This is a genomic window from Aeromonas sp. 604282, assembly GCF_049170575.1.
Classification (GTDB): domain Bacteria; phylum Pseudomonadota; class Gammaproteobacteria; order Enterobacterales; family Aeromonadaceae; genus Aeromonas; species Aeromonas veronii_A.
Map to the genome: position 1 here is coordinate 631,538 of NZ_JAAKMV010000001.1, position 16,716 is coordinate 648,253.

General features: G+C 59.1%; 17 protein-coding genes. 3 read left to right on the forward strand and 14 right to left on the reverse strand.

The features are described from left to right. Window positions 1-4 precede the first annotated feature (4 nt). From G5367_RS02640 to trmJ, 12 genes are all read right to left on the reverse strand, one after another. Complete coding sequence (locus G5367_RS02640) at window positions 5-1,108, reverse strand: bifunctional tRNA (adenosine(37)-C2)-methyltransferase TrmG/ribosomal RNA large subunit methyltransferase RlmN (RefSeq protein ID WP_005344856.1); 1,104 nt, start codon at window positions 1,106-1,108, stop codon at window positions 5-7. 167 nt (window positions 1,109-1,275) lie between these two features. After that, entirely contained in the window at window positions 1,276-1,704 is a 429-nt protein-coding gene (gene ndk, locus G5367_RS02645; protein ID WP_005333805.1) for a nucleoside-diphosphate kinase, read from the reverse strand. Window positions 1,705-1,971: 267 nt separating this feature from the next. After that, a complete protein-coding gene (gene pepB / locus G5367_RS02650; protein ID WP_005359802.1) occupies window positions 1,972-3,255 on the reverse strand; it encodes an aminopeptidase PepB in 1,284 nt (427 codons plus the stop codon). Then, window positions 3,252-4,556, reverse strand: coding sequence for an aminopeptidase PepB (gene pepB, locus G5367_RS02655; protein WP_216978559.1), 1,305 nt, complete (start codon window positions 4,554-4,556; stop codon window positions 3,252-3,254). Before pepB (G5367_RS02655) ends, pepB (G5367_RS02650) begins: the two co-directional genes overlap by 4 nt. 173 nt (window positions 4,557-4,729) lie before the next feature. Next, the gene (gene fdx / locus G5367_RS02660) at window positions 4,730-5,068 is read right to left on the reverse strand and encodes an ISC system 2Fe-2S type ferredoxin (protein WP_005333808.1); all 339 of its coding nucleotides are present in this window, start codon (window positions 5,066-5,068) and stop codon (window positions 4,730-4,732) included. A 1-nt stretch (window position 5,069) separates the two neighbouring features. Next, window positions 5,070-6,917: a Fe-S protein assembly chaperone HscA gene (gene hscA, locus G5367_RS02665; RefSeq protein ID WP_288728017.1), complete on the reverse strand. Its 1,848-nt coding sequence runs from the start codon at window positions 6,915-6,917 to the stop codon at window positions 5,070-5,072. 28 nt (window positions 6,918-6,945) lie between these two features. Continuing rightward, complete coding sequence (gene hscB, locus G5367_RS02670; RefSeq protein ID WP_167569478.1) at window positions 6,946-7,464, reverse strand: co-chaperone HscB; 519 nt, start codon at window positions 7,462-7,464, stop codon at window positions 6,946-6,948. Between the two features lie 118 nt (window positions 7,465-7,582). Further along, window positions 7,583-7,906: an iron-sulfur cluster assembly protein IscA gene (iscA, locus tag G5367_RS02675; protein WP_005333812.1), complete on the reverse strand. Its 324-nt coding sequence runs from the start codon at window positions 7,904-7,906 to the stop codon at window positions 7,583-7,585. 15 nt (window positions 7,907-7,921) lie between these two features. After that, a complete protein-coding gene (gene iscU / locus G5367_RS02680) occupies window positions 7,922-8,305 on the reverse strand; it encodes a Fe-S cluster assembly scaffold IscU (RefSeq protein WP_005333813.1) in 384 nt (127 codons plus the stop codon). 41 nt (window positions 8,306-8,346) lie between these two features. After that, window positions 8,347-9,561 (reverse strand): IscS subfamily cysteine desulfurase, encoded by a 1,215-nt coding sequence (locus G5367_RS02685; RefSeq protein ID WP_013723838.1) that lies wholly within the window; start codon window positions 9,559-9,561, stop codon window positions 8,347-8,349. A gap of 53 nt (window positions 9,562-9,614) precedes the next feature. After that, window positions 9,615-10,118, reverse strand: coding sequence for a Fe-S cluster assembly transcriptional regulator IscR (iscR, locus tag G5367_RS02690; protein WP_026035025.1), 504 nt, complete (start codon window positions 10,116-10,118; stop codon window positions 9,615-9,617). Window positions 10,119-10,210: 92 nt separating this feature from the next. Then, the gene (gene trmJ / locus G5367_RS02695) at window positions 10,211-10,933 is read right to left on the reverse strand and encodes a tRNA (cytosine(32)/uridine(32)-2'-O)-methyltransferase TrmJ (protein WP_421243750.1); all 723 of its coding nucleotides are present in this window, start codon (window positions 10,931-10,933) and stop codon (window positions 10,211-10,213) included. Window positions 10,934-11,120: 187 nt separating this feature from the next. Between trmJ and G5367_RS02700 the strand changes: the two genes are divergently transcribed. Then, window positions 11,121-11,537: a hypothetical protein gene (locus G5367_RS02700; RefSeq protein WP_421243751.1), complete on the forward strand. Its 417-nt coding sequence runs from the start codon at window positions 11,121-11,123 to the stop codon at window positions 11,535-11,537. On the opposite strand, the gene ubiT is transcribed toward G5367_RS02700, so the two are convergent. Then, window positions 11,490-12,023 carry a ubiquinone anaerobic biosynthesis accessory factor UbiT gene (gene ubiT / locus G5367_RS02705; protein WP_421243752.1) on the reverse strand — a complete coding sequence of 178 codons (534 nt, stop codon included), beginning with the start codon at window positions 12,021-12,023 and terminating at the stop codon, window positions 11,490-11,492. The two genes, G5367_RS02700 and ubiT, sit on opposite strands and share 48 nt — an antisense overlap. Before the next feature lie 189 nt (window positions 12,024-12,212). Between ubiT and ubiU the strand changes: the two genes are divergently transcribed. After that, window positions 12,213-13,208 (forward strand): ubiquinone anaerobic biosynthesis protein UbiU, encoded by a 996-nt coding sequence (ubiU, locus tag G5367_RS02710; protein WP_159143912.1) that lies wholly within the window; start codon window positions 12,213-12,215, stop codon window positions 13,206-13,208. Between the two features lie 11 nt (window positions 13,209-13,219). After that, entirely contained in the window at window positions 13,220-14,092 is an 873-nt protein-coding gene (locus tag G5367_RS02715) for a U32 family peptidase (protein ID WP_421243753.1), read from the forward strand. 83 nt (window positions 14,093-14,175) lie between these two features. On the opposite strand, the gene ppsA is transcribed toward G5367_RS02715, so the two are convergent. After that, window positions 14,176-16,548, reverse strand: coding sequence for a phosphoenolpyruvate synthase (gene ppsA, locus G5367_RS02720; protein WP_421243754.1), 2,373 nt, complete (start codon window positions 16,546-16,548; stop codon window positions 14,176-14,178). Between the last annotated feature and the right edge of the window lie 168 nt (window positions 16,549-16,716).

Sequence of the window (16,716 nt, forward strand, 5' to 3'; positions counted from 1 at the left end):
GCATTTAAACCATTTTGACGGAAATCCCATCCTGTTGCATCCGATTTTTGATAGTTCGCTTGGTACGGTCAATCACGTCACCCACCAGCTGACCACAGGCGGCATCGATGTCATCACCACGGGTCTTACGGACAATCACGGTGAAACCGTACTCCATCAGCACCTTGGAGAAGCGATCGATACGGCTATTGCTCGGCTTGCCATAAGGGTTGCCCGGGAAGGGGTTGAACGGGATCAGGTTGATCTTGCTCGGGGTATCCTTGAGCACCTTGGCCAGCTCGTGAGCATGCTGCATATCGTCATTGATATGATCGAGCAGCACATATTCGACGGTCACCCGACCACCGTTGGCATTGGATTTGGCCAGGTAACGACGGACACCGGCGAGGAACTCCTCGATGTTGTACTTGTCGTTGATCGGCATGATCTCTGAACGCAACTTGTCGTTCGGGGCGTGCAGGGAGATAGCCAGCGCCACGTCGATCTGGTCACCCAGCTTGTCCAGCGCAGGTACCACGCCAGAGGTGGAGATGGTCACCCGGCGCTTGGAGATGCCAAAGCCGTAGTCATCCATCATCAGACGCATGGCGGGCACCACGTTGGCGAGGTTGAGCAGCGGCTCGCCCATCCCCATCATCACCACGTTGGTGATGGGACGCTTGCCACCGACCACACGGGCAGCACGCCACACCTGACCGATGATCTCGGAGACTTTCAGATTGCGGTTGAAGCCTTGTTGAGCCGTGGAGCAGAACTTGCACTCCAGCGCACAGCCAACTTGAGAGGAGACGCAGAGGGTCGCGCGGTCATCTTCCGGGATGTAGACGGTCTCTACCTCCTGATCGCCCACCTGCAGAGCCCACTTGATGGTGCCATCGGCAGAGCGCTGCTCGCGGCTGATCTCGGGCGCCTTGATCTCGGCGATTGCCTTGAGGCGCTCTTTGAGCACCTTGTTGACGTTGGTCATCTGATCGAAATCATCACACCCAAAGTGATAGATCCACTTCATGACCTGATCTGCCCGGAATGGCTTCTCGCCCAGTTCGACGAAAAAGGCACGCATGGCATCCCGATCAAGATCCAGCAGGTTGATTTTTGTTTCGCTCATCAATGGCCTCAGTTCAAACACTTCATCAATTATTGGCTGACGACGTCAGGGGGCGGCATTGTACAAATAATGGGTCTGGCTTTCCACCTGGAGAATAGAGGGATATTGCGTAAACGGCGAAAACAACAAAGGGAGCCGAGGCTCCCTTGGGTCATCATCCACGTAAATCAGCCGCGCGGGCAGATCTCGTTGTCAGAGAAGAAGTAGGCGATTTCACGTGCAGCAGAGGCCGGTGCATCGGAGCCGTGGACGGCATTGCGATCGATGCTCTCGGCATAACAGGCACGCAAGGTACCAGCCAGGGCCTCTTTCGGGTTGGTAGCCCCCATGATCTCGCGATTGCGACGGATGGCGTCTTCCCCTTCCAGCACCTGCACCATGACAGGGCCAGAGGTCATGAAGCTGACCAGATTGTCATAAAAAGGCTTGCCCTGATGCTCGGCATAGAAACCGGCAGCCTGTTCACTGCTCATGTGCAGCATTTTGGATGCCACCACTTTCAAGCCTGCGCTTTCGAAACGGCTATAGATGGCACCGATCAGGTTCTTGCTGACAGCATCCGGTTTAACGATAGAGAAGGTACGTTCGATGGCCATTGATATCTTTCCTTAACTACAGAGTTTTATTGTTAGAATCCATGTTCGCTGGCGATTATACGTAAACAAAAACCGGAAAAACACACAAACAAGCAACTTTTTATTAAACATCACTCCCTTGCAATCAACATCCACACTCATCTTGACCGAGCAGAGCCGGAAAATATGTGCGCTTGCGCACGATAGTTACCTTAAGCCGCCAAAACCCCATCTTTTGTTCACAATTCGAACAGCATGAAAAAGGCACCCGAAGGTGCCTTGTCTCGCCTATTTGGCTTCCGCCAGCAGGGCCCGCGCTATGGTGCGCATCCCCAGGGTATTGGCCCCCGGCGCCCAGAGGGCATCGCCGTTGTCACTGAAGCAGGCGGCCAGATCGATATGCAACCAGCCCATCCCTTCGTTGGCAACGAAACGGGAGAGAAAACCCGCCGCGTTGGAGGCGCCACCCGGCCCGCCCCCCTTCACCGGACGGCTGTTGGCCGTGTCGGCGTAATGGGAGGGGCACTGCTGGCGGTGCCAGGGCTCCAGCGGCAGCGGCCAGGCAGGCTCATGCTCGGCATCGGCATAGGTCATTGCGCGGCTTACCAACCCTTTGTCGAGGCCGAACAGAGCATTGTAGCGCCCACCCAGCGCCATCACGGCTGCGCCGGTCAGGGTCGCGGCATCGATGATCAGCGGTGCGCCGGACTCGCTCGCCAGTTGCAGGCCGTCGGCCAGCACCAGCCGCCCCTCGGCATCGGTATTCACAATCTCGACCGTGGTGCCGTTCTTGTAGGTGAGGATGTCGCCCAGCTTGTAGGCGTGGCCGGAGACCAGGTTCTCGGCGCAACAGAGGATCAGCTTCACCCGCTTGTCGAGCCCGCGCAGCATAGCCAACGCCAGCGCACCGGTGACAATCGCCGCACCACCCATGTCGCACTTCATGGTGAGCATCCCCTCGGAGCTCTTCATGGAGTAGCCGCCGGAGTCAAAGGTGATCCCCTTGCCCACCAGCGCTGCCGCTACCGGCGCCTTGGGGTCACGCCCCGGGTTGAAGTCGAGCTCCAGCAATACCGGTTCGCGCGCACTGCCGCGGCCCACCTGATAGAGGCCGACCCAGCCCGCCTGTTGCAGCGCTTCGCCTTTCAAAATGCGATGACTAACCTTGTCCGGCGCCAGCTCGGTAATAAAGGAGGCAGCTTCCACCGCCAGCTCCAGCGGGCCCAACTGCTCCGGGGTGGCATTGGTCATCTCGCGCACCCAGCGGCCGCAGAGCCAACGCGCTTCCAGCTCCTCTCTGTCCTCTTCCGAGGACATGGCCCACTGCAGTTGCACCTCCGCCTTGGGGGTTTGCAGCCCTTGGGCAAAGGCCCACTGCTGTTCACGCTCCCAGTGACCAGCCAGGGTCACTTTCTGGATCCCCTGCTGGCAGAGGCGACGGGCCGCCTGCTGGATATCGAGCAGCGGATTGGCCGTCACCAGATGGATCACCATGCCGTCGGCACGGTGAGAGAGCAGCGCCCCCTCCCCCCACTCGGCCGGTGCAAATTCACGACTCAGCCAGACATTCATGCGGTCACCTCCTGCAGCCAGCGTGCGATGGTGCGCAGACCGTGACCCTTGGCGCCAGTTGCCCAGAGATCGTTGCCCGATTTCTGATAAGAGGCCGCCAGATCCAGGTGCACCCAACCCTTACCCTCATCACGTACGAAACGGGAAAGGAACGCAGCAGCCGTGGTGGCACCGGCCGTGCCTTCTGCCGAGGCGACGTTGCCCAGATCGGCAAAGGCCGAGGTGAGCTGGCTGGCATGCCAGGGCTCCAGCGGCAGCGCCCACGCCTGCTCGTTTTCCACCTTGGCGGCGGCCAGTGCGCGCTGCTGCTCGGTCTCATCGAGGGCAAACACCGCATTGTAGTCGCGCCCCAGCGCCATCTTGGCGGCGCCGGTCAGGGTGGCTGCGTCAAGGATAAAAGCTGCACCGCTGTCGGAGGCCGCCATCAGGCCATCGGCCAGCACCAGACGCCCTTCCGCATCGGTGTTCTGGATCTCGACCGAAATGCCGTTTTTGTAGGTAAGGATGTCGCCCAGCTTGAAAGCGTGGCCGGAGACCAGGTTCTCGGCGCAGCAGAGAATGAGCTTCACCCGCTGGTTCAAACCGCGGCTGATGGCCAGCGCCAGCGCGCCGGTGACCATGGCGGCGCCGCCCATGTCGGACTTCATCGGCAGCATGTTGTCAGAGGACTTCATGGAGTAGCCGCCAGAATCAAAAGTGATCCCCTTGCCCACCAGCGCCGCCACCACGGGCGCATGGCGATCACCGGTCGGGTTGTAGTCTAGCTCCAGCAGCACAGGCTCGCGCTCGCTGCCACGGCCAACCGACCAGATCCCGATATGGCCAGACTCACGTAGCGCTTCACCGGCGGTGATGCGGGCAGTAACCTGATCCCCGGCCAGACCACGAATAAGCAACAGGGCCGATTCCGCCAGACTCATGGGGTAGATCTCTTCCGGACAGCCATTGGTGATGTCACGTACCCAGCGAGCAGCCTTGAGCAGCGCATTCAGTTCACGGGCGTCCGCGTCGCTCTGCTGGCCGAAATCCAGTTCACGGGCTCCCTTGGCGGCGTAGAACCCCTGGGCGAACGCGTAGCGACGCTCCAGATCCCACCCCTCTCCAGCCAGCGTCACCCGCTTGATCCCGCTCGATTCGAGGCGACGGGCAGCGCGCTGAACGGTGCGCAGGACATCCTTCTCCTGACCGGCGGCACCGAGATGGATCAGTGCCTCGTCGCCATTGAAACTGAGCTGGGCGCCCTCGCCCCAATAGGCAGCCGCAGCCTGGGTGGATAACGCTACCTTCATCATGTCAGCCATCGTGTTTGCTTCCTTTTTACTGGCACTATGTATAAGCACTCTTTATGGGAAAGAGCTTATTAGCAAAGAGAGAATAACGAATACAAAAAAGGCCGTGCCCCCGAGGGTCACGGCCTTCCACCATATCACTGAAGCACCACAGGATGCTGCACGTGCAATTCACTCATGTGTAATTAATGGCGTTCAGAGGCAAGGTTCAGGGTGTACTTGGGCAATTCCACCACCAGATCCTCGTCCGCCAGTTTTGCCTGGCAGCTGAGACGGGATTCCGGCTCCAACCCCCACGCCTTGTCCAGCATGTCGTCTTCCAGCTCGTCGCTTGGCTCGAGCGAGTCAAAGCCCTCGCGCACCACGCAGTGGCAGGTAGTGCAGGCACAGGATTTCTCGCAGGCATGCTCGATTTCGATACCATTGCGCAGCGCCACATCCAGAATGGTCTCGCCGCTTTGCCCCTCGAGGGCGGCGCCATCCGGACAGAGTACGGGATGAGGAAGAATGATCAGTTTTGGCATATTACACCTTGTTGACGTTTTGTCCGGTCAGCACCTTGCGGATGGAAGCATCCATCCGGCGGGCTGCAAACTCGCCACTGACAGCATCGGCTGCCTCAATGGCTTCTTTGATTTGATGGGTTGCGCCGCTGTTGCGCATGATCAGCAGATGGGCGATGGCGGCATCAATCTCGGCACGCTCGGCTGCATTGAGCAGGGCATCACCATCGGCGGCAAGCGCCGCATTGAGACTCTCGACCACCCGATCGGCTTCAACCTGCTGCTCGGCCAGCATGCGGGCATCCATATCCTGCTGGGCGTTCTCGATGGAGGCACTCAGCATGTTGAGGATATCCTGCTCCGCCAGCCCGTAAGAGGGCTTGACCTGGATCTCGGCCTGCACGCCGGAGGATTTCTCCATGGCGCTCACCGAGAGCAGACCATCCGCATCCACCTGGAAGGTGACGCGAATATGGGCGGCACCGGCGGCCATCGGCGGAATACCGGTCAGGGTAAAGCGTGCCAGGGAGCGGCAATCGGCGACCAACTCGCGCTCACCCTGTACCACGTGAATGGCCATGGCGGTCTGACCATCCTTGAAGGTGGTGAACTCCTGGGCGCGGGCAACCGGAATGGTGGTGTTGCGCGGGATCACCTTCTCGGCGAGGCCACCCATGGTCTCCAGACCCAGCGACAGGGGGATAACGTCCAGCAACAGCATCTCGGCATCGGGCTTGTTGCCCACCAGAATATCGGCCTGGATGGCGGCGCCGATGGCGACCACCTTGTCCGGATCGATGCTGGTCAACGGCGTGCGCTGGAAGAACTCGCCCACCAGTTCGCGCACCAGCGGCACCCTGGTGGAGCCACCAACCATCACCACTTCCAGCACTTCCACCTGCTCAAGGCCCGCATCGCGCAGGGCGCGGCGACAAGCCAGCAAGGTCCGTTTCACCAGCGGGGTGATGAGCTCATCAAACTGGCTACGGCTCACTGAACCCTGCCAGCCCGCAAAGGTGCACGCCACCTGCTCGGCATCGGTCAGACCGTGCTTGACGGCAGCGGCCACATCCAGCAGCTCGCGCTGCAGATGGGCATCCAGCTCACCGGTGAGGCCCGCCTGTTCCTTGATCCAGTCCGCCAGCAGGTGATCGAAGTCATCACCGCCGAGGGCGGAATCACCGCCGGTCGCCATCACTTCAAACACACCGCGATGCAGACGCAGGATAGAGATATCGAAGGTACCGCCCCCCAGATCGTAAACCGCGATCACCCCTTCCTGACCGGAGTCAAGGCCATAGGCAATCGCGGCCGCAGTCGGCTCGTTGAGCAGGCGCAGCACGTGCAGACCAGCCAGACGGGCGGCATCCTTGGTGCCCTGACGCTGGGCATCATCGAAATAGGCCGGCACGGTAATGACCACGCCATCGAGATCGCCCCCGAGAGTCTGGGCGCCACGCTCGGCCAGCTTTTTGAGAATTTCGGCCGAGACCTGCACCGGATTGACCAGCCCCTGACGGGTTTGCAGTTGCGGCATGCCATTGTCGGCAGCAATGAACTGGTAGGGCTGCTGGCGGGTGTCGATATCGGCCAGCGCCTTGCCCATCATCCGTTTAACCGAGACGATGGTATTGTGAGGATCGAGTGCCGCTTCGCGCTTGGCATCAATCCCCACTCGAATGGCGTCGCTTTGATAGTGCACCACTGACGGGAGCAGGTCGCGCCCTTGCTCATCGCAAAGGGTATCGGCGTGACCGCTGCGAACCGCAGCGACGAGAGAGTTGGTGGTACCGAGATCGATGCCGACGGCACGTTTGTGCTGATGAGGAACAGCGCTCTGGCCGGGTTCGGCGATTTGCAGTAATGCCATGGGTAATGAAACTTCCAGCGTTAAAGGATCAAGACTCGAGAAGCGAGTCTTCGAATCGTTCCAGCTCTTCGAGGAGCTTGTCGACAAACTTGAGTTTGCGAACGCAATCAGCGGCAACGAGATCTTTGCCGGCGGCAAGAGACTCGGTCAGCTGCTGCATCAACATCTGGTGATCATGCCTGATCTCGCTGCGAAAATCCTTGATGGCGCGCTCAGGGTCTGCGTCATCTTTCAGATCGGCCAGACGCTCGCGCCACTCCAGCTGCTGCATCAGAAACGCGCTATCTTGCAGGGTCTGCTGTTCACCACGGATATCGGTGCCACGCAGGGAGAGCAGATATTCGGCACGGCGCAGCGGCGCCTTGAGGGTGGTGAATGCTTCGTTGATCTGGGCGGCACGTTGCACCGCAGCCAGCTGCTCCCGTTCGGGGGCAGTGGCAAAACGATCAGGATGGAATTGGGTTTGCAGCTGGCGGTAGGTATCAGCCAACTGACGGGTATCGAGCTCAAAGCCTTCAACCAGCCCAAACAGCTCGAAATGATTCATGCAAACCTCTTGGAAACGTTCGCCACTACCTCACTCGCCCCAGGCAAATGAGATGTGGTTGAACGGGTCATGGGCGACCCGTCCAACCACAGACGAAGGATCATTGACGTCAAACATCTCAGACACTGAAGCTTTCGCCGCAACCACACTCGCCTTTGGCGTTGGGATTGTTGAACTGGAAGCCCTCGTTGAGGCCCTCCTTGACGAAATCCAGCTCGGTGCCATCCAGATGGATCAGGCTCTTGGCATCAACAATAATCTTGACGCCTTGCTGCTCGAACACCTGATCCTCATCGGTCAGTTCATCAACGAACTCAAGCACGTAGGCCAGACCGGAGCAGCCGGTGGTTTTGACGCCGAGGCGCAGGCCAATGCCCTTACCCCGATTAGCCAGAAAAGAGGAAACCCGTGCCGCGGCGGCATCTGTCATGGTAATAGCCATACTGCTCTCCGGCGCTTAGAGACCTTTCTTCTGCTTGTAATCGGCGATGGCGGCCTTGATGGCGTCCTCAGCCAGAATGGAGCAGTGGATCTTCACCGGTGGCAGGGCCAACTCTTCAGCGATATCTGTGTTCTTGATGCCAGCCGCTTCGTCCAGGGTCTTGCCCTTGACCCATTCGGTCACCAGGGAGCTGGAGGCGATGGCGGAACCGCAGCCGTAGGTCTTGAACTTGGCATCTTCGATGATGCCTTCGTCGCTGATCTTCAATTGCAGCTTCATCACGTCGCCACAGGCGGGCGCACCGACCATGCCGGTTGCAACGCTGGGATCATTCTTGTCGAAACCACCGACGTTGCGAGGATTCTCGTAGTGGTCGATTACTTTTTCACTGTAAGCCATATCTCACTCCTGCTAATTCTGTTGCTCACTGACCAGATAGATCAGTGATGAGCCCATTCGACCGTGTTCAGATCGACGCCGTCTTTGTACATCTCCCACAGAGGGGACATCTCGCGCAGACGACCGATGGAGTCACGAATAAGCTTGACCGCGTAGTCAATCTCTTCCTCGGTGGTGAAGCGACCCATGCTGAAACGGATGGAGCTGTGTGCCAGCTCGTCGTTCAGGCCCAGTGCGCGCAGCACATAGGAAGGTTCCAGGCTGGCGGAGGTACAGGCCGAACCGGAAGAGACCGCCAAATCTTTCAGCGCCATGATGAGGGATTCCCCTTCCACATAGGCAAAGCTGACGTTGAGGTTGCCCGGAACACGCTGCTCAAGATCGCCATTGATGTAGACGGCTTCAATATCCTTGATGCCATTCCACAGACGCTGGCGCAGTGCCAAGATACGCTCGCCTTCACTCACCATCTCTTCTTTGGCGATGCGGAAAGCTTCGCCCATCCCGACGATCTGGTGGGTCGGCAGAGTACCGGAACGCATGCCGCGCTCGTGGCCACCGCCATGCATCTGGGCTTCCAGACGAACGCGGGGTTTGCGGCGAACAAACAGCGCACCGATCCCTTTCGGACCATACACCTTGTGCGCAGAGACGGAGAGCAGATCCACTTTCAGTGCTTCCACATCTACCGGGATCTTGCCCACACTCTGAACGGCATCCACGTGTAGCAGGATCTTGCGGGAACGGCACAACTCGCCGATGGCGGCAATGTTCTGAACCACGCCGATTTCGTTGTTCACATGCATGATGCTGACCAGGATGGTGTCATCACGCATGGCATTCTCGATCATCTCGATAGTGAACAGGCCGTTGGGCATCGGCTCAAGATAGGTCACCTCGAACCCTTCACGCTCCAGCTGGCGACAGGTATCGAGCACCGCCTTGTGTTCGGTCTTGGAGGTGATGATGTGCTTGCCCTTGCTGGCATAGAAGTGGGCAACACCCTTGATAGCCAGGTTATTGGATTCGGTCGCACCGGAAGTGAAGACGATCTCGCGGGGATCGGCACCGATCAGATCTGCCACTTGATTACGGGCCAGATCCACCGCCTCTTCGGCTTGCCAGCCAAAGCGGTGAGAACGGGAAGCCGGATTGCCGAACAGGCCATCCATGGTGAGACACTGCATCATTTTTTCTGCGACACGCGGGTCCACCGGACAGGTTGCCGAATAATCAAGGTAAATAGGCAGTTTCATGTTTTTCTCCGTCACAGTCCGGGTCATACAGAGTCCCGCTGTGGAAAGCACGTTTATAGTTGGACTTTCAAGCTCACATCGCCGTGTTCTGCCCGATCAACCAGGGACAACACGGTCTTCATTTGTTCATCTTGCTTGCCGGCAATCCGGCGTACATCGGCCTGGCGTACCAGCTCGGCCAGGGTGATATCCCCGAGGAAGCTGGAGATCCGCTCGCTCAGATCGCGCCACAGGGAGTGCGTCAGGCACTGGGTACCACCGTGGCAGCCGCCCTTGCCGAGGCACTTGGTGGCATCGACCGACTCATCGACCGCGGTGATCACCTGACCAACCGAAATCTCGCCTGGGGCCAACCCGAGGCGATAACCACCGCCCGGGCCACGCACGCTGCTCACCAGACCATGTTTACGCAGGCGGGCAAAGAGCTGCTCGAGATAGGACAACGAGATGCCCTGGCGCTCGGAAATATCGGCAAGGGGGACGGGCCCCTGCTCTGCATGCAGCGCCACGTCAAGCATGGCGGTTACAGCGTAACGTCCTTTTGAAGTCAGTCTCATGTGCCTTACCGTCTTGCGAAGCAATTTAATGGGGCACATGGTCACATACCCGACCAAATCAGTCAAGTATATGGTTGAGTAAATCAGTCGGATTAATCCGGTATGCGCGCTTTCTGCACCGAGGTCAGAATACCGCGCAGAATGTTGAGCTCCGCAGCTTCCGGCCGAGCCCGATTGAACAAGCGACGCAGCTTGCTCATCACATGACCCGGATGATCATCAGCAATAAAACCGGTCTTCATCAGGGTTTGTTCCAGGTGCTGATAAAACCCTTCCAGCTGGGCGGCACTCGGATAGGCCATCTCATCTTCAGGCTCGGCGGCCTGCCCCTGCAGCCAGCGCATCCGCACTTCGTAACAGAGGGTCTGTACCGCCATGGCCAGATTGAGAGAGCTGTAATCAGGATTGGCCGGAATGGCCACGTGGTAGTGGCACTTTTGCAACTCGTCGTTGGTGAGACCGGTGCGCTCACGACCAAACACCAACGCAACCGGGTGCTGCATCCCCTCAACCACCGACTTTTCGCCGGCCTCACGGGGATCGAGCATCGGCCAGCTCAGGGTTCGAGAGCGGGCGCTGGTGCCAATCACCAGACCACAATCGGCGATCGCGTCGTCCAGTGTCGGGACGATACGGGCATTTGCAAGCACATCGCTGGCACCAGCCGCCAGGGCGAAGGCATTGTCATCCGGCAAGGCTTGCGGATCAACCAATACCAGCTGGGTCAACCCCATGGTCTTCATGGCGCGTGCCGCAGACCCCATGTTGCCGGTATGAGAGGTGTTTACCAAAACGATACGAATCTGATCCAACATGCCCAGTCAATCTTCAGTCAAAAATGGCGCGCAATTGTAACATAAGAGTACGCAATGTTGGCACCGTAAAAGCCGAGCCATTTCAGAACAAAACCACCCGTTTGTATAACAAACCAGCATGAGAGAAGTGAGAGGGGGGGACTAAACTTGATGGATATCCGATAAACGGTACAGGAGACACAACGCCATGCTTCCTCCCTTTATCTATGAGAGATTGCCCAGCCTCTACCTGCTGGCAGCCATTGCCATTATTACGTTGAATGAACAGCCCCTGCTCTGGTTTGCAGGCGCCTTGCTGTTTATCGCCGGAGCGGTGACCTGGATGATGCGCTCCAGCTACCGGCGTACCGATCTAATTATATTTCCGAGCAAACGCTGGCTACAGCCGGAGTGGCTGTATGAAGCGCAACCCTTTATCTGGTTGGCTGCGGGGCTGGCCATGTCACAGCTGCCCGCCCCTGCGGCACTCATCGCCTTGCTGCCCTGTCTGTGGGCCTGTCGCTGCCTCTGGGCACGGCACCATTATCGTCGCCATGCCCATGGGGTGATTGTCCACTTAAGACGGGATCCCGCCCGGCGCCGTCCGCACCGGAGCCTGCGCTGACTCGGTGCGGGCGCGTTCGATAAACGTCGCCAGATCCATCAGGGGATACTTCATCAGGCTTGGCAAACCATCGATATCCAGACTGTCCATCAAGTTTTTCACCTCAAGACCCAGTTCGGTATCCCCTTCTATCTTCAGCTTGCGCTGAAAAAAGAGCGAATCCGGATCCTCTTTGCGACCAGCGATGAGGATCAGGTCGTTGGCGGTACCGCTGAAGCAGACATCGGCCTTGTCACACTCGCGAGCTACCACCAGCTGGCCATTCTGCTCACTGATAAACCAGCACAGCTCCAGATCAGAAACTTCGACTTTCAGCCACTTGTCTGCCAGAAACTCGAAATCGCCATCTTCGATAGCCTCTTTGAAAACCCGGGCCAGTAAACTCTCCATCAGCTGCTTTTGCAGATTGAAGGGAACCAGCTTGAGGGGATGGCGCAAGAAGCGCGGAGCCTGTTCGACCAGGCGACGTTGCAGTTGTTGAAACACGATAGACTCCCTTTTTTGCGCATTCAAACACAGGGAGAGTGGCAAGATCCTGTTGGAAATCAAACTTGTGCAGGGTTACCTCAAGAAGGGTAAAGCCACACAAAGCTGCCTCAGGTCAAAAAGCGGGAGTGCATGGCTGCATACAATCAGGGCTCGTTTGCCCTTCATATGCACTCTCGGAGCGTACCAATGGAATTACTCTGTCCGGCAGGCAGTTTGCCGGCACTGAAAACCGCCGTGGATAACGGGGCCGATGCCGTTTATATCGGTTTCAAGGATGACACCAATGCCCGCCACTTTGCCGGTCTCAACTTTACCGACAGCAAACTGGAGAAGGCGGTGGATTATGTGCATCAACATGGTCGCAAGCTGCATATTGCCATCAATACCTTTGCCCATCCCGGGGCCGATGCACGATGGAAACAGGCGGTTGATCGCGGAGTAGCCCTCGGCGCCGATGCGTTAATCATCGCTGACCTCGCCGTGCTGGAATATGCCAGCCGCCACTACCCCGAGATGGAACTCCATGTCTCGGTGCAGGCCAGCGCCACCAATGCCGCCGCCATTCGCTTCTATCAGCAGCAATTCAATGTCACACGGGTAGTGCTGCCCCGGGTGCTCTCCATGCATCAGGTCAAGCAACTGGCCCGTGAGACCGATGTTGGCCTCGAGGTATTCGCCTTTGGCAGCCTCTGCATCATGGCCGAGGGGCGCTGCTATCTCTCCTCCTACATGACTGGCGAAAGCCCCAACACAGTCGGCGCCTGCTCACCGGCCAAGTTCGTCCGTTGGGAAGAGACCGCGAACGGCCTCGAGTCGCGACTCAACGAAGTGCTGATCGACCGCTATGGCCCGGGCGAAAATGCCGGTTACCCGACCCTGTGCAAGGGGCGTTTCGACGTGGATGGCCAGACCTACCACGCGCTGGAAGAGCCCACCAGTCTCAATACCCTGGGTCTCCTGCCCGAGCTCTTCAAGACCGGGATCCAGTCGGTCAAGATTGAAGGGCGCCAACGCAGCCCTGCTTATGTGGAGCAAGTGACCCGAGTGTGGCGTGCGGCCATCGATGCCTATCAGGCCAATCCCGAGGCCTATCAGGTCAAAGCTGAGTGGGATGCCCAGCTCGCCCGCGTCTCCGAAGGTAGCCAGACTACCCTCGGCGCCTACCATCGTCAGTGGCAATAAGGAGTCCACCCATGCAATTTTCTCTCGGGCCTCTGCTCTTCTACTGGCCCAAAGCCGATACCGAAGCCTTTTACCATGCCGCTGCCGACAGTCAGGCCGACATCATCTATCTGGGGGAGACCGTCTGCAGCAAGCGGCGCGAACTCAAAGTCGATGACTGGATTGCGCTGGCCCGTCAGATGGCCTGCTCCGACAAGCAGGTGGTGCTCTCGACCCTCGCCCTTATCTCCGCCCCCTCCGAACTCAAAGAGGTGAAGCGGCTGGTCGACAATGGCGACCTGATGGTCGAAGCCAACGATCTCGGTACAGTGCAACTCGCCTGGGAGGCAGGGATCCCCTTCGTCTGTGGTCCCGCCATCAACGCCTATAACGCCGATGTGCTGCGCATGTTGCTCAAACAGGGGATGAAACGCTGGGTCATGCCGGTGGAGCTCTCCCGTGACTGGCTGATCCAGCTCAATCAGGATCTGGGCTCCCTGCGCGACCAATTTGAGGTGGAGGTGTTTGCCTACGGCCATCTGCCGCTCGCCTACTCGGCGCGCTGCTTCACTGCCCGCTCCCTCGACAAACCGAAAGACAACTGCGAGCTCGCCTGCATGAACTATCCCACCGGACGACTGGCCAACAGCCGCGAGGGGCAGCGGGTGTTCAATCTCAACGGGATCCAGACCCAGTCCGGCTACTGCTACAACCTGGGTAACGAGCTGGCTGGTATGGAGGGTCTGGTAGATGTGGTCAGGCTGTCGCCGCAAGGGATGGATACGTTGGAGATGCTGGCCCGCTTCAAGGCTAACCAGCAGGGCAATCAGCCCCTCGTTCTGCAGCAGGATCGCGATTGCAACGGCTACTGGCGCCAGATCCCCGGCATGAGCTTGGTGGAATAAGCCCAAGGGCAAAACATAAGATAATAACGATCAAAAGGGGGCAATTAGGGCCCCCTTTCTAATCTACTCATGTCGATAGTGGCTTACTTGGCGCCATGCTGCTCCGCCAGATAGATCCAGGTATCGACCACGGTATCGGGGTTGAGCGACACCGAGTCGATCCCCTGCTCCACCAGCCAGGCGGCAAAATCCGGGTGATCGGATGGCCCCTGGCCACAGATCCCCACGTACTTGCCCGCCTTGCGCGCAGCCTGGATCGCCATCGCCAGCAGCGCCTTGACCGCCTCGTTGCGCTCGTCGAACAGATGGGCGATGAGCCCGGAATCCCGATCCAGCCCAAGAGTAAGCTGGGTCATGTCGTTGGAACCGATGGAGAAACCGTCCACGTGCTCGAGGAACTTGTCTGCCAACAGGGCATTGCTCGGGATCTCGCACATCATGATCACCTTGAGCCCCCGCTCGCCGCGGCGCAGACCGTTCTCGGCCAGGATGTCGATCACCTGCTCCGCCTCGCCCACGGTGCGCACGAAGGGGATCATCACCTCGACGTTGGTCAGCCCCATCACATCACGCACCCGCTTGATCGCCTCGCACTCGAGGGCAAAGCAGGGGCGGAAGCTGTCGGCGATGTAGCGGGATGCGCCACGAAAACCGATCATCGGGTTCTCCTCGTGGGGCTCGTAGCCACGACCGCCCACCAGATTGGCGTACTCGTTGGACTTGAAGTCCGACATCCGCACGATCACCCGCTCCGGCCAGAAGGCGGCCCCCAGAGTGGCGATCCCCTCGGTCAGCTTGGCCACATAGAACTCCCGCGGGCTGTCGTAACCGGCGATCATCTTGCCGATGGTGGCCTTGAGCTCTGGCGTTTGCTGGTCAAACTCCAGCAAGGCCTTGGGGTGCACGCCGATCATCCGGTTGATGATGAATTCAAGGCGCGCCAGCCCCACCCCGGCGTTGGGCAACTGGGCAAAGTCGAAAGCGCGGTCCGGGTTGCCGACGTTCATCATGATCTTGATGGGCAGGCGCGGCATATTGCCCACCTCGGTCACCGCCACGTCGAAGTCCAGCTCGCCGTCATAGATAAAACCGGTATCCCCTTCCGCGCAGGAGACGGTGATCCGCTGGCCCGGCTGAATATGGTCGGTGGCGTTGCCACAGCCCACCACTGCCGGAATGCCCAGCTCGCGGGCGATAATGGCGGCGTGACAGGTGCGGCCACCCCGGTTGGTGACGATGGCGGAGGCCCGCTTCATGATGGGCTCCCAGTCCGGGTCGGTCATGTCGGTGACCAGCACATCGCCGGGCTGCACTTCGTCCATCTGGCTGATGGAAGAGATGACCCGCGCCGGGCCCGCGCCAATCTTGTGGCCGATGGCACGCCCCTCGATCAACACCTTGCCCGCTTGCTTGAGGGCAAAACGCTCGAGGGTGTTGGCCTCCTGACGGCTGCGCACGGTTTCCGGGCGCGCCTGCACTATGTAGAGTTGGCCATCCTGACCATCCTTGGCCCACTCGATGTCCATCGGGCGGCCATAGTGCTGCTCGATGATGAGGGCCTGTTTCGCCAGCGCCATCACCTCCTCATCGGTGATGCAGAAGCGGCTACGCTCGGCCTCGTTGGTGTCGACAATCTTCACCTGACGGCCGTGACCGGCATCGTCAGAGTAAGTCATCTTGATAAGCTTGGAGCCGAGGGTCTTGCGTACCACCGCTGGGCGGCCCCCCTTGAGGGTCGGCTTGTGCACATAGAATTCATCCGGGTTGACCGCGCCCTGCACCACCATCTCGCCAAGACCATGGGCGCCGGTGATAAAGACCACGTCGTTGAAACCGGACTCGGTATCCAGGGTAAACATGACGCCGGAGGCGGCGAGATCCGAGCGCACCATCCGCTGCACCCCGGCCGAGAGGGCAACGCCCTTGTGGTCATAGCCCTGATGCACCCGATAGGAGATGGCGCGATCGTTGAACAGGGAAGCAAACACATGCTTGACCGCCGTCATGACGGCATCGATGCCACGTACGTTGAGGAAGGTCTCCTGCTGACCGGCAAAGGAGGCGTCCGGCATATCCTCGGCGGTGGCGGAGGAGCGCACCGCAAACGAGGCCTCGACACCGGCACTCAACTTTTCATAGGCAACCCGGATAGCCTGCTCCAGCTCGGGCTGGAACGGGGCGTCGATCACCCAGTCGCGGATCTGCTGACCGGCCCGGTTGAGGGCGGCGATATCGTCCACGTCGAGATTGTCGAGCAGATGGTGGATCTTGCCGTTGAGGCCGCTTGACTCCAGAAACTCGTTAAACGCAAAGGCGGTGGTGGCAAAGCCCCCCGGCACGGATACGCCGGCGCCAGAGAGGTTGCTGATCATCTCGCCAAGGGATGCGTTCTTGCCGCCAACTCGTTCTACGTCCTGCATTCCGAGTTGTTCGTACCAGAGCACGTACTGTTGCACTTGGATGTCTCCAGGTTGGTGGGCACCGATGCCATAGCACCTCGTGCGCCCGATTTAATCGATGAGGTTATGGGTAAGTCAGGTGCGTTATTGTCTGTTTCTTCTGTTGCCAACGACCATGAAAACGTTTTCCATTGGTTTTCAAAAAAATCCCCGAGCAAGCGTTGG

What these genes read in the sequence shown, in the direction of transcription:
- iscU (WP_005333813.1), bottom strand. Translation starts at nt 8,305, where the DNA reads ATGGCTTACAGTGAAAAAGTAATCGACCACTACGAGAATCCTCGCAAC.
- G5367_RS02640 (WP_005344856.1), bottom strand. Translation starts at nt 1,108, where the DNA reads ATGAGCGAAACAAAAATCAACCTGCTGGATCTTGATCGGGATGCCATG.
- ubiU (WP_159143912.1), top strand. Translation starts at nt 12,213, where the DNA reads ATGGAATTACTCTGTCCGGCAGGCAGTTTGCCGGCACTGAAAACCGCC.
- fdx (WP_005333808.1), bottom strand. Translation starts at nt 5,068, where the DNA reads ATGCCAAAACTGATCATTCTTCCTCATCCCGTACTCTGTCCGGATGGC.
- G5367_RS02685 (WP_013723838.1), bottom strand. Translation starts at nt 9,561, where the DNA reads ATGAAACTGCCTATTTACCTTGATTATTCGGCAACCTGTCCGGTGGAC.
- hscA (WP_288728017.1), bottom strand. Translation starts at nt 6,917, where the DNA reads ATGGCATTACTGCAAATCGCCGAACCCGGCCAGAGCGCTGTTCCTCAT.
- G5367_RS02700 (WP_421243751.1), top strand. Translation starts at nt 11,121, where the DNA reads ATGCTTCCTCCCTTTATCTATGAGAGATTGCCCAGCCTCTACCTGCTG.
- pepB (WP_216978559.1), bottom strand. Translation starts at nt 4,556, where the DNA reads ATGGCTGACATGATGAAGGTAGCGTTATCCACCCAGGCTGCGGCTGCC.
- iscA (WP_005333812.1), bottom strand. Translation starts at nt 7,906, where the DNA reads ATGGCTATTACCATGACAGATGCCGCCGCGGCACGGGTTTCCTCTTTT.
- G5367_RS02715 (WP_421243753.1), top strand. Translation starts at nt 13,220, where the DNA reads ATGCAATTTTCTCTCGGGCCTCTGCTCTTCTACTGGCCCAAAGCCGAT.
- hscB (WP_167569478.1), bottom strand. Translation starts at nt 7,464, where the DNA reads ATGAATCATTTCGAGCTGTTTGGGCTGGTTGAAGGCTTTGAGCTCGAT.
- iscR (WP_026035025.1), bottom strand. Translation starts at nt 10,118, where the DNA reads ATGAGACTGACTTCAAAAGGACGTTACGCTGTAACCGCCATGCTTGAC.
- pepB (WP_005359802.1), bottom strand. Translation starts at nt 3,255, where the DNA reads ATGAATGTCTGGCTGAGTCGTGAATTTGCACCGGCCGAGTGGGGGGAG.
- ndk (WP_005333805.1), bottom strand. Translation starts at nt 1,704, where the DNA reads ATGGCCATCGAACGTACCTTCTCTATCGTTAAACCGGATGCTGTCAGC.
- trmJ (WP_421243750.1), bottom strand. Translation starts at nt 10,933, where the DNA reads ATGTTGGATCAGATTCGTATCGTTTTGGTAAACACCTCTCATACCGGC.